Source organism: Haloferax sp. ATCC BAA-644 (genome assembly GCF_000336975.1).
Lineage (GTDB): Archaea > Halobacteriota > Halobacteria > Halobacteriales > Haloferacaceae > Haloferax > Haloferax volcanii.
The window spans coordinates 455,662-466,935 of the sequence record NZ_AOLF01000013.1 but is presented as its reverse complement, the minus strand read 5'-3'; the positions used below and the strand labels follow the sequence as shown (position 1 = coordinate 466,935).

Genomic DNA, 11,274 nt, shown 5'->3' with positions numbered 1-11,274 from the left:
AACGGAGGAAAAGCGCGGACCCGCGTCTTCGTTCGCGTTCCGCGGCCGCCGTCAGCGACGGTGGCCCAGCGGCTTTTTCTGTTCGACTTCGATTTCGACGTGGACGCTGTCGGGGAACTCCCTGAGGCCGACTTCGCGGGCAATCTGGTCCGCGCCGTGGATTTCGAGCCGGCGGGTGTAGACGGGGTAGGACCACGACGAGAACTGGTCGCCGGGCTGGAGCGTTCGGTACTGCGGGACGCTCACCTGTTTCGGCTGGTCGGAGTGGGGGCCGCGGCACTCCGCGCCCTTCCGCTCGATGAACTGCTTGAGGTCGTCGACCACTCGGTCGAGGACCGCCTTATCACCGCTTTGAAAGGTGAGTTTCGTGACGAAGGCCATAGCTGGGTACTACTCCTTGTTGCACGCTCCGACGGTAAAAGCGCATCTACACGAACCGGGGACTCGGGGTCCCACGCCCCGAATCCCGAGTGAAAAACCGTGCGAACGCGCTACATCCTCCGATACCCTCTTAAAGGGTGGCACGTTTATTTCGGGTAATGGCAGTCGAAGCGGTCAGCGCTGGAGCCATTCTCTTCCGCGACACCCGCGGCCGGAGGGAGTACTTACTCCTGAAGAGCCGTCCCGGGGACTGGGAGTTCCCGAAGGGCGGGGTCGAAGGGGACGAGGAGCTTCAGCAAACGGCAATCAGGGAGGTCAAAGAGGAGGCGGGAATCCAGGATTTCCGCCTCATCGACGGCTTCCGCGAGGACTACAGCTACGTCTTCGAGGCGAACGGGACGACGATTCACAAGACGGTCCACCTCTTTATCGCGCGGTCGTTCGAGGCGTCCGCGGAGCTCTCGACGGAGCACCGCGACCTCCAGTGGCGCGACTACGAGCAGGCCATCAACACCATCACGCAGGACGGCCCCCGCGAGATATTCGAGCGCGCCCACGAGTTCCTCGACGAGCTCGCCGCGAAAAACGAGGGCGAACACAAGTACCTGAAGTAGCGTCGGTCGGGCCGACCGACGCCCGAGACGCGACGAGAGCGAGCGACAGCGCCGCGCGTCGGCGCGGGGGCAACACCCGCGGCGTCGTCTGCGTCGTCGTCGGGCCGCACCCCGAAGCCGCCCGACCGAAACGCCTTCGGCTTCCCGCCGCAACTCCCGGTCGTGAGCGACGCCGCCGACAGCGACCGCGACCCCGAGTTCGCCTTCGAGCTACGGGTCTGCCGCTGGGCCGAGCGCGCGTGGCATCCCGACGGCCCGCGCCCCGCGTTCGTCGCCCGACAGCTCGGCACCCGACAGCGCCGCTGGGACACCGTCGTCGTCGAGGTCGACCCCGAGGCGTTCGCCGCCCGGCGCGCCCTCTCGACCGACGGCTTCGACTCGGACCTGTTGCGCGTCGTCCGTCACGCGCCCGCCGAGTGGGCGTGGTACAGAGACGCCATCCCCGAACCCGACTTCCCGTGGCGACACGTCGTGCCCGCGGTCCACCGCGCCGCGGGGCTCGGCCTCGTCGAGAAACGCCGCGGCTCGCGGAACCGCGTCGAGTACCGGCGGACCGCGCCGTACCCCGACTGGGTCGAGCGCGTCGTCGCCATCGAGAACAAGCCGAACCTCGACGCCAGCGCCGCCCGCGCGCTCGCTGACCAACTCGATCACGACGTGTCGCGGGCGCTCGCCGACGAGGTCTGGGTCGCCACCGAGGTGACGGGGCGACGAGTCGAACCGGCTCTGCTGGAAGACCTCCCGGTCGAGGTCGGCATCCTCGGCGTCGACGGCGACTCGGCGGAGGTGCTGTGGCACCCGAGTTCGCTGTCGCCCGACCCGGCGGACGCCCGGCGGCGACTCGTCCTCGCCGAGCGCGCCTACGACCGCGGCTGGCGCAACTACGTGGACACGATGCGACCCGACTGCCGACAGTTCGAACTCGCCCGGCGCGGCCGGGCGCTCGTCCCGCGGTGCGCCGCGAAAGACTGCCATCAGAGCCAGCGCGAGTGCGCCCACTCGTGTCCGTCGTTCGAGCCGGAGCCGCCGGCGTGGCGGATGAACGGCTGGCCCATCGAGGGCGGCCCCGGTAAAGGCGTCCGCCGGATTCTGGAGGCGCGGCGCGAGCGCGAACGAGACCGCGCCGAGCGCGGCAGTGAGAACGCCTAAATCCGAGCCTCTCTGACCGAGCGATATGGAACGATTCCAGAACACGAGCCTGCCGGACTGGGACTGGTGGGGGAAGCTCTGGCCGACGCCGGGCGAGACGCTTCGGGACCTCGGGCTGTCGGCGGGCGACACCGTCGTGGAAATCGGTTGCGGAAACGGCTACTTCGCGCTCCCCGCGGCGCGAATCGTCGCGCCGGCCACGGTGTACGCGGTCGACCTCGACGACGACCTCCTCGCGGAACTCGGCCATCTCGCCGCCCAGCAACGCATCGACAACGTGGTGTCGGTCCGCGGCGACGCCCGCGAGCTTTCGGCGCACGTCTCCGAGCCAGTCGACGTGGCGCTCTTCGCGAACGCGTTCCACGGGGTCGACGACCGCGACGAGTTCCTGACGGAAGTCGAGTCGGTCCTCGACGACGACGGCCGGTTCGTCGTCGTCAACTGGCGGCCGCTCCCCCGAGCGGAGACGACCGTCGCGGGCGAACCGCGCGGCCCGCCGACCGACCTGCGGCTCGGGCCGGAGGAGACCGCGGCGATGGTCGAAGATGCGACCGACCTCGCGGTGACTGGGGAAATCGAAATCCCGCCGTACCACTACGCGCTGGTGTTCGAGCGCGGACCGTAGCGGCCGCGGAGGCGGGCGGTTAGACGACTTCCACGTCGACCTCGTCGCGCTCGACGGCGAGGCGGAACGTGGGGACGGTCCGGTAGACGACTTCGATGACGCCCTTGCGGCGGAGGCTCTGGAGCGCGCGGCGCACGTCGTCCACGTCGGGGTCGATGTCGAACTCGTCGCGGAGCTTGTTGAGGACGCTGACGACGCTCTCGGAGCGCTCGTCGGGGCCGGCGACGACCTCGAAGACGCGGGCTTCGAGCGAGGGGACGCGGATGACGCTCGGCACGGACTCCGCCTCGTCGTCGCCCTCGACGCCGGGTTCGACGCCGACGAGTTCGGCCGCCTCGGCCGTCGCGCGGATGAGGCTGTTATCGTCGCGGTAGTAGTAGTCTTTCAGCTCGGATTCGAGGTAGCGGTGGACCTCGCTCCCGCTTTCGAGGTCCCAGCGGTTCTGTAACTCCTTGTTCTTCGTCGGCTGGAGCCGGACGATGTCGGCGAGGCGTTCTTCCGCCTCGTCGGAGAGCGTCATATCGGTGGATTCGACGGAGGGGCTATAACGTTGTTCTGGATTCTTCGGCGCGACCGGCGAACGTTAATTATTATCCCTGTGCCTCGCGTCGCCCCGAGTATGAGCTGGGACACCCTCCGACTCGACTGGGACGGCGACGTGGCGACCATCACCATCGACCGCCCCGAGCAGATGAACTCGCTCAACGCGGATACGCTCGACGCGCTCGAAGACGCCCTCGACGAGGCCGAAGACGGCGGCGCGCGGGTGGTCGTCCTCACCGGCGCGGGCGACAAGGCGTTCATCGCGGGCGCGGACATCAGCTACATGAAGGACATCGGGACGCCCGCCGCGCAGAACTACGCCGAGCAGGGCCACCGCATCGCGACGCGCTTGGAGGAGTTCCCCGCGCCGACCGTCGCGGCCATCAACGGCTACGCCTTCGGCGGCGGCATGGAACTCGCGCTGGCGTGCGACCTCCGGGTCGCCTCCGAGCGCGCGCTGCTCGGCCAGACCGAAATCGACCTCGGCATCACGCCCGGGTGGGGTGGGAGCGTCCGCCTGCCGGCGCTCGTCGGCGACGAAGTCGCGCGGCGGCTCATCTTCTTCGGCGAGCGCATCGACGCCAGCGACGCCCACGAGTACGGTATCGTCGGCGAGGTCGTCGCCCACGACCAGCTCGACTCGCACGTCGAAGACCTCGCCGCCGACCTCGCGTCGAAGCCGCGGCACGCCCTCGCGGGCGCGAAAGCCGCCATCAACATGTCCCACGACGCGCCGCGGGACGCCGCGCTCGACTTCGAAGCCCGCGTCTGGAGCGGCCTGTTCGGCACCCACGACCAGCGCGAGGGGATGGAGGCGTTCCTCGACAAGCGCGACCCCGACTTCGAATAGAACCGATAGAGAACTCTTGCCCGGTCAATTCGGTCGATTCGAGTCACCGATTCTCCCGCATAGCCGTGCTAGCACGGCTCCTACAACTGCTAATACGCCCTATGTATAATGAATAATCGTGCAAGAATCAATCACGCTCGCCCGCGTCGAATCCCTCCTCGAAGACCTGTCGTACCCGGTCTCGCGCCGGGACGCCGCGACTTCTCTCGACGGTGTGACGGTGCTCATGGCCGACGGGAACGCCGACCTCGGTGAGTTAGTGCGGAACTGCCTCACGAGCGAGTTCTCCGACGCGAAGGACCTGTACTACGAACTGAACAACGCGATGCCCATCGAGGCGCTCGGCGAGCCGGGGCAGTCCGACGGCGACGCCTGAACCGCCGTTTCGCGCCGACTTTTTTCAGCGCTCACCCCGCGAGCGCGGCGCAATCCTGACGCTTAAGTCCCTCAAGCGGTAGGACGTACTATCATGGAGTTTTGCGACGACTGCGGGTCCCTGATGACGCCGCAAGACGGCGTCTGGGTCTGTCCGAACGGCCACGAGAAAGCCCGCGACAGCGAAAAGGAGAAGTCGATGGTCACGACCGAGGGCCAAGAGTCCAGCGAGGTCGTCGACATGTCCGACGTGGACAACGCCGACATCGGCCCGACGACGAAGGCCATCTGCCCGAAGTGCGGCCACGACGTGGCGCGCTACGAGATGAAGCAGATTCGCTCGGCCGACGAGTCCGAGACGCGCTTTTTCACCTGCGTCGAGTGCGACCACAAGTGGCGCGAAGACGACCACTGAGCGACTCGCCTTTTTCAGCCCTCCGTCCGTAACGCGGGGTATGCCCGACGCGCTCGCCCCGCCGACGCTCCCGCCGCTCGAGGGCTGGGTCCGCGTCGACGACGCGACCGACCGCCCGTTCGAACTCGGTCCCGTCAGCGTCGTCGCCCGGACGGTCGTCTACGAGGACGCCGCCATCCGCGAGCGCGTGCCGGCGACCGCCGACGGCCCGTGGCGCTTTCTGTTCGCCAGCCGTCTCGAAATCCGCCCGCGGGCGCCGCCGTCGAAGTCGCTGACGAAACTCGTCGGCAAGCGCGCGAGCGCCGGATTCCGGTCGCGCCTCGAAGCCCGCGGCTTTTCCGACGTTCGGCGCGTCGAGTCGCGGACGCTCCGGGTGCGAGTCGGCGGCGGCCAGCGCGATGACGCCCGGGACGATGACGACCGAAGCAACGACGCGGAGACCGAAGCCGAGGCCGACGTGATTCGCTACGCCGCGACCGTCGAACTCGCCGGGGTCGAACTCGCGGCCGACGCCTACCTCGCGGTAACGCCGGTCGACGGCGAGTTCCTCCTGACCGGCGGGGCGTACCCCCGCGAGGTCCGCGGCGGCGATGCGGAGACGGCGGCGGCGCTCCGCGAGGCAATCGACCCGGAGCGGTTCAGAGAAGAGCTGTTTCGCGTGATTCGCCGCGTCGGGTGAGGGGACGCGAACGGGCCAAAAAGCGTGGCCCGACTGCGTCGGACTCGCTCACTCGTTGCGGGCGAAGACGAGGTAGCCGGTGTGGCCGACGCCGGCGGTCGAGGGGCGCGACCCGCGGTCGTTGAAGTCCATCTGTCGCTGAATCGTCTCGAACGTCTCCACGTCCGAGAGGCCCGCCTCTCTGGCGGCTTCGACGGCCGCGCGCGTGCCCTCCACGAACGGGGAGTAGACGGCGACGTAGCCGCCGGTCACGAGCAGGTCGGGCGCGTGGCGGACGACCTCGGGCGCGTTCTCGGTGTCGAGCGTGAGCGCGTCGAACCCCGAGTCCGCGAGGTCGTCGAGTTCGTCGGTGATGTCGCCGGTTCGAACGTCGACGCGCTGTTCGACGCCCGCGAGACGCATGTTCTCGCGAGCCACGTCCGCGAACTCGGCGTCGCGTTCGAACGTCGTCACGTCGACGCCGAGGCGGCCGAGGTACGCCGAGAGGACGCCCGTGCCGGTGCCCGCGTCGAGGACCCGCTCGCCGGCCGCGATACCCGTGTGGCCGACGATGAGGCCGATGTCGCGCGGCATCATCGGCGCGCCGGTGCGCTCGAAGTGGTTGAAGAGGTCCGGGCCGCGCGGCTCGCGGACGAGGAACTCCTCGCCGATGTGGGTTTCGAGCGTCTGGCCGGCTTCCACGTCCTCGGGGACGGTGAGCATCCCGAGGTCGGTGTGCAGCTCGTCGCCGGGCGCCCGGAGGTACTCCCGGTCGCCGTGGACGAGGAGTATCACTCCAGTCGCGAGATGGCCGCGGCGAGGTCGCCGTCTTCGGCCTCCAGCGCTTCGCGGGCCTCGTCCTCGGGGACGCCGGCGCGCTGGGCCACGATAGCCACGTCGTCGGCCGGGATGGCGTCGGCTGCCTCGGCGGACTCAACGGACTCAACGGACTCGTCGCCGCCGTCGTCGCCGGCACCGAGTTCGCGCGTCTCGGGCTCGCCGACGATTTGATAGGTCTCCTGGCCCTGCGCGTCCATGCGCGTGACCTGCGCGTCGCTGAAGACGAGCTCCTCGTCGCCCGTCTTGATGACGACTTCCTCGGCATCGAGCTCCGTCACGTCGATGCCCATCTGCTTCATCATCTGCTTCATCTTTCGCGGGTTCATCCCGCCGCCTCCAAACATACCCGAACGGTCGGGGTGGGCGCTCAAAAGCGTGGCGAACGTCGGTGCGCGGCGGTCGGCGCGCGTCCCGGCGGTCGCGGGCTCACTCGACCCGCGTGCTGACCGCGAGGCCGCTGCCGACCGGGAGGACGATGGTCTCGTATCGCGGGTCGGCCCGCACCGCGTCGAGGAACGCCGCGATGCCGCGGGTGTCGGCGTCGGCTCCGTCGAGGGCCTCGGCCCGGCCTTCGCTCCAGTCGGTGAGCGCGCCGAAATCGACCGGGCCGCGCATCACGTTGTCAGCGACGACGACTCCGCCGACCGCGACGCGGTCGGAGGCGAGGTCGAACGCCTCGGCGTAGCGGTGTTTCTGGTGGTCCAACAACACGAGGTCGAACTCGCCGTCGACGCCCTCGAACAGGTCGAGCGCGTCGCCTTCGAGGAACGTCGTCCGGCCGGCGAGGCCGGCCCGGTCGAGAAAGTCCCGCGCCATGTCGAGTTCGTGGGCGTCGTGTTCGGTCAGGTAGAGCTCGGCGTCGTCGGCCATCCCCTCCGCGAACCACGTCGCGGAGTAGCCGAAGCCGGAGCCGAACTCGAACAGCCGCGTCGCGTCCGCGAGGTGCGCGAGGACGCGGAGGACGCCGCCCGCCTCGGGGCCGATGATGGGAAAGCCGTGCTCGTCGGCGTAGGCGGCCATCTCGGCCTGCACCGCGTCGTGTTCGGGCGCGGTCGCCGCGAGGAACCGCCGCGTCTCGTCGGTCAGGATGTCCATGGCGAAGCAGGGCGCGCGAGCGACATAAAATCGGTCGCCGCGGCCGCGTTCGCGGGGACGCCGTCACGCTCTCGGTCGCGCGCTCACGGCCGGAGACAGCGACCGATATCCGCCGACCCGCGTACGCTTAAGTAGGGACAAACCGCATCTTCGACCATGTTTGATCCCGACGAGCTCGAAGAGATTCGGGAGGCGAAAGCCGAGTGGGAAGACGAGACGCTGGGGCCGACGCTCGACCGCTTCGGGGAGCGGAAAGAGGAGTTCACGACCGACACGGGCGGCAACGTCGTCAAGCGGCTCTACACCCCGGACGACGCCGACGTGGACTACGACGAGGACGTTGGCTTCCCGGGCGAAAAGCCCTACACGCGCGGGGTGTATCCGACGATGCACCGCGGGCGGCTCTGGACGATGCGGCAGTACGCGGGCTTCGGGACGGCCGCCGAGACCAACGAGCGGTTTCGCTACCTCATCGACAACGGCTCGTCGGGGCTGTCGCTCGCGTTCGACCTGCCGACGCAGATGGGCTACGACTCCGACGCGACGATGGCCGCCGGCGAGGTCGGGAAGTCGGGCGTCGCCATCGACAGCCTCCACGACATGGAGACGGTGTTCGACGGCATCGACCTCGGCGAGGTCTCCACGTCGATGACCATCAACGCCCCGGCGGCCGTGTTGCTGGCGATGTACGTCGCCCTCGGCGATAAGCAGGGCGTCCCCCGCGAGGAGCTTCGCGGAACCATCCAGAACGACATCATGAAGGAGTACATCGCGCGGAACCTCTACATCTTCCCGCCGGAGCCGTCGATGCGGCTCATCACGGACATCTTCGAGTTCTGCGCGGCGGAGACGCCGAAGTTCAACACCATCTCCATCTCGGGCTACCACATCCGCGAGGCCGGGTCGACCGCCGCCCAAGAGGTCGCGTTCACTCTCGGCAACGGCATCCAGTACGTGCAGGCCGCGGTTGACGCCGGCCTCGACGTGGACGAGTTCGCCCCGCAGCTGTCCTTCTTCTTCAACGCCCACAACAACATCCTCGAAGAGGTGGCGAAGTTCCGCGCCGCCCGGCGGATGTGGGCGAAAATCATGGAAGAGCGCTTCGGCGCGGAGAACCCGAAGTCGATGCAGTTGAAGTTCCACACCCAGACCGGCGGGTCGACGCTCACCGCCCAGCAGGTCGAGAACAACGTCGTCCGGGTCGCCTATCAGGCGCTTGCGGCCGTCCTCGGCGGCACGCAGTCGCTGCACACCAACGGGAAAGACGAGGCGCTGTCGCTGCCGACCGAGAAGTCGGTGCGGACGGCGCTCCGCACCCAGCAGATTCTCGCCCACGAGTCGGGCGCGGCCGACACCATCGACCCGCTGGCTGGCAGCTACTACGTCGAGGCGCTGACCGACGACATCGAAGACGAGGCGTTCGACCTGCTCGACGAGGTGGACGACCGCGGCGGGATGCTCGACGCCGTCAAGAACCAGTGGGTCCAGCGGGAGATTCAGGACGTGGCCTACGAGCGCCAACGCGAGATAGAGGAGGGTGAGCGCGTCATCGTCGGCGTCAACGAGTACCAAGTGGACGAGGAGCCGACCGTCGAGGTCCAAGAGGTCTCCGAGGAAGAAGAGCAAAAGCAGGTCGAGTCGCTCGACGCCCGGAAGGACGACCGCGACGAGGCGGCCGTCGAGGCCGCCTTGGAAGACATCCGCGCCGCCGCGAACGGCGACGAGAACCTCCTCCCGCTCATCGTCACGGCGGTCAAGGCCTACGCGACGGTGGGCGAGATATGCGGCGTCCTCCGCGAGGAGTTCGGCGAGTACGAACCCGGCATGGCCTGAGCCGCCCCCGCGACGCCCGAACGACCAGCGCCGGCGACCTCCCCGGCCCGTGTCAAAGAGACACATAAATTATACTTTCGCCCGGATGACCAGTTTTATTGTCACCCCCCGAGTGGCCACAATCGAGGCTTATGATGCCGCTTATCGCATTCTAAACCCGTCACACGCCCGGTCGCCGTCAGTCGGCGCGAGGTTCGCGCCACCAGTCGCTCGACGTTCGAGCGGCGGCCGTCGCGTTGCGGGGCTCTTCGACCGGAGAGCCCCCGGTATCGCATCCGATTGTCCCCCTCACCAGACGAATGTCACGACAACGCTCCAGAGACAGTCGTACCGGCTCCGACTACCACCCCTCGCATCACCGGCCCGCGCCCTCGCTGGCGACGCAGGCCGTCCTGCTCACCTCGATGGCCGCGGTCGTCGCGGTCGTCACCTACCCCGTGGCGTCGCTCGCGGTCGCCGTCACCGTCGTCGCCATCGTCGCCGTCGCCCGCGTCGTCGTCACCCGGGCCGACCGCTCGATGCTGACGGTCGACGTGCCCGGCGTCCCCGTCGAGGTCACGGTCGCCCGGACCGCCCGCGACTGAGGCCCGACCTGACGACGTGAACTCCACGCCGACCCCGCCTGCACGATTTCGCGCCCTCGCATCCCCACGCCCGCTCGCCCCGCGCGTCCCGCTCTTGACGCGCCCCTCCGCGCTCGCGCTCTTCTCGTCCCCGACTCGTTTCGCTCCGCTCCCGTCACTCCCCGGATTCGACGAATCGACGCCGAAGCGCCCGAGCGACCGTCACGACGAGCATCGCTTGGAGGTAGCCGAAGACGGCGAGCGCCGGGTAGAACACCGCCGTCTCGCGGACGCCGAACTCGTTGGCCGCGAGCGTGTCGAAGAAGAAGGCGGCCACCAACGCGGGATAATCGACGACCCAGATTTCTATCGGCACCACGCCGAAGAAGCCGACCGCCCACACGGCCGCGAGCGCGGCGAAGGCGGCGAGCGTGGTCCGGTCGGTGGCGAGCCGGACGACCCCGCGTGCGAGCCGCCGCGGGTCGCGGTCGGCGCGTCGGGTCGGCGTCATCGTCGACTCACGCCACGTCGGCGTTCGATTCGGACGCCGATTCCGCGTCGGCGTCGGGGGCGGTGCCGCCGCCGAGTGTGACGGCGGTCCCGTAGGCCAGAATCTCGGCCGCTCCTTGGGCCACTTCGGCGGTCACGTACCGGACGCCGACGACGGCGTCGGCACCCATCGCCTCCGCCTCCGCCACCATCCGGTCTGTCGCCTCGTCGCGCGCCTCGGCCATCAGCCCGGTGTAGGACTTGAGTTCGCCGCCGACGATGTTGCGGAGCCCCTGCGTGATGTCGCGGCCGACGTTGCGGGCGCGAATCGTGTTCCCGCGGACTGCTCCCAGCGTCTCCTCGATGTCGCGGCCGACGACCGACTCCGTTGTAGTTACTATCATGACAGGAGTATCGAACCGTCTGGGTTTATCCGTTGCGCCCGACGAACTGGAGGCATGCATTTCGACCACGTCGGAATCGCCACCCCCGACGCCGCCGGGCTGGCCGCGCTGTTCGCGGAGCTGTTCGACGCGCCCGTGGCCCACGAGGAGACGTTCGACGGCATGTCGGTCGTCTTTCTCGAACTCGAAAACGGCTACTTCGAACTGCTCGAACCCCACGAGGAGGGTGCTATCTCGAAGTTCCTCGACAAGCGCGGCGGCGGCATCCACCACGTCGCCGTCGAAACCGACGACATCGAGGGCGCGCTCCGGACCGCCGAGGCCGCCGGTATCGACCGCATCGACGAGGAACCGCGCCCCGGCGCGTGGGGCCACGAGGTCGCCTTCCTGCACCCCAAGTCCACTGGCGGCGTCCTCGTGGAGTTCGTCTCGCACTGAGC

General features: G+C 68.7%; 17 protein-coding genes. 10 read left to right on the top strand and 7 right to left on the bottom strand.

The features are described 5' to 3' along the window. Positions 1–51: 51 nt before the first annotated feature. A complete protein-coding gene (locus C458_RS06180) occupies positions 52–381 on the bottom strand; it encodes an uS10/mL48 family ribosomal protein (protein WP_004063449.1) in 330 nt (109 codons plus the stop codon). 158 nt (positions 382–539) lie between these two features. Here C458_RS06180 and C458_RS06175 point away from each other — a divergent pair, with 158 nt between their 5' ends. The 3 genes from C458_RS06175 (at position 540) to C458_RS06165 (ending at position 2,769) form a co-directional block, all read left to right on the top strand. Next, positions 540–995 (top strand): bis(5'-nucleosyl)-tetraphosphatase, encoded by a 456-nt coding sequence (locus C458_RS06175; RefSeq protein WP_007273807.1) that lies wholly within the window; start codon positions 540–542, stop codon positions 993–995. 162 nt (positions 996–1,157) lie between these two features. Further along, a complete protein-coding gene (locus C458_RS06170; protein ID WP_008574137.1) occupies positions 1,158–2,144 on the top strand; it encodes a DUF5787 family protein in 987 nt (328 codons plus the stop codon). Positions 2,145–2,169: 25 nt separating this feature from the next. Next, entirely contained in the window at positions 2,170–2,769 is a 600-nt protein-coding gene (locus C458_RS06165; protein ID WP_008574135.1) for a class I SAM-dependent methyltransferase, read from the top strand. A 19-nt stretch (positions 2,770–2,788) separates the two neighbouring features. Here C458_RS06165 and C458_RS06160 read toward each other — a convergent pair whose 3' ends face one another. Next, positions 2,789–3,289 carry a DUF5797 family protein gene (locus tag C458_RS06160; protein WP_004043551.1) on the bottom strand — a complete coding sequence of 167 codons (501 nt, stop codon included), beginning with the start codon at positions 3,287–3,289 and terminating at the stop codon, positions 2,789–2,791. A 99-nt stretch (positions 3,290–3,388) separates the two neighbouring features. Here C458_RS06160 and C458_RS06155 point away from each other — a divergent pair, with 99 nt between their 5' ends. The 4 genes from C458_RS06155 to C458_RS06140 all read left to right on the top strand — a co-directional run bounded on the left by C458_RS06155 (position 3,389) and on the right by C458_RS06140 (position 5,631). Beyond that, complete coding sequence (locus C458_RS06155) at positions 3,389–4,162, top strand: enoyl-CoA hydratase/isomerase family protein (RefSeq protein WP_008574132.1); 774 nt, start codon at positions 3,389–3,391, stop codon at positions 4,160–4,162. A 118-nt stretch (positions 4,163–4,280) separates the two neighbouring features. After that, the gene (locus C458_RS06150) at positions 4,281–4,538 is read left to right on the top strand and encodes a hypothetical protein (RefSeq protein WP_008574130.1); all 258 of its coding nucleotides are present in this window, start codon (positions 4,281–4,283) and stop codon (positions 4,536–4,538) included. Between the two features lie 93 nt (positions 4,539–4,631). Continuing rightward, entirely contained in the window at positions 4,632–4,952 is a 321-nt protein-coding gene (locus tag C458_RS06145; protein ID WP_008574128.1) for a transcription factor S, read from the top strand. Between the two features lie 40 nt (positions 4,953–4,992). Continuing rightward, positions 4,993–5,631: a DUF6517 family protein gene (locus tag C458_RS06140; RefSeq protein ID WP_008574126.1), complete on the top strand. Its 639-nt coding sequence runs from the start codon at positions 4,993–4,995 to the stop codon at positions 5,629–5,631. A gap of 48 nt (positions 5,632–5,679) precedes the next feature. On the opposite strand, the gene C458_RS06135 is transcribed toward C458_RS06140, so the two are convergent. The 3 genes from C458_RS06135 to C458_RS06125 form a co-directional block, all read right to left on the bottom strand. Continuing rightward, positions 5,680–6,405, bottom strand: coding sequence for a methyltransferase domain-containing protein (locus tag C458_RS06135; RefSeq protein ID WP_008574124.1), 726 nt, complete (start codon positions 6,403–6,405; stop codon positions 5,680–5,682). Next, complete coding sequence (locus tag C458_RS06130; RefSeq protein WP_081603263.1) at positions 6,402–6,794, bottom strand: nascent polypeptide-associated complex protein; 393 nt, start codon at positions 6,792–6,794, stop codon at positions 6,402–6,404. The genes C458_RS06135 and C458_RS06130 overlap by 4 nt, the downstream gene beginning before the upstream one ends. Before the next feature lie 82 nt (positions 6,795–6,876). Beyond that, positions 6,877–7,545 (bottom strand): O-methyltransferase, encoded by a 669-nt coding sequence (locus tag C458_RS06125; RefSeq protein WP_008574120.1) that lies wholly within the window; start codon positions 7,543–7,545, stop codon positions 6,877–6,879. Positions 7,546–7,701: 156 nt separating this feature from the next. Here C458_RS06125 and C458_RS06120 point away from each other — a divergent pair, with 156 nt between their 5' ends. Both C458_RS06120 and C458_RS18695 read left to right on the top strand, forming a co-directional pair. Then, entirely contained in the window at positions 7,702–9,378 is a 1,677-nt protein-coding gene (locus C458_RS06120; RefSeq protein WP_008574118.1) for a methylmalonyl-CoA mutase, read from the top strand. A 299-nt stretch (positions 9,379–9,677) separates the two neighbouring features. After that, entirely contained in the window at positions 9,678–9,962 is a 285-nt protein-coding gene (locus C458_RS18695; RefSeq protein ID WP_239638771.1) for a hypothetical protein, read from the top strand. Between the two features lie 154 nt (positions 9,963–10,116). On the opposite strand, the gene C458_RS06110 is transcribed toward C458_RS18695, so the two are convergent. After that, positions 10,117–10,452 carry a hypothetical protein gene (locus tag C458_RS06110; RefSeq protein ID WP_008574110.1) on the bottom strand — a complete coding sequence of 112 codons (336 nt, stop codon included), beginning with the start codon at positions 10,450–10,452 and terminating at the stop codon, positions 10,117–10,119. Between the two features lie 7 nt (positions 10,453–10,459). Then, positions 10,460–10,834: a YbjQ family protein gene (locus C458_RS06105; RefSeq protein ID WP_008574102.1), complete on the bottom strand. Its 375-nt coding sequence runs from the start codon at positions 10,832–10,834 to the stop codon at positions 10,460–10,462. Positions 10,835–10,888: 54 nt separating this feature from the next. On the opposite strand from C458_RS06105, the gene mce reads away from it, so the two are divergent. Continuing rightward, entirely contained in the window at positions 10,889–11,272 is a 384-nt protein-coding gene (mce, locus tag C458_RS06100) for a methylmalonyl-CoA epimerase (protein ID WP_008574101.1), read from the top strand. Positions 11,273–11,274 lie beyond the last annotated feature (2 nt).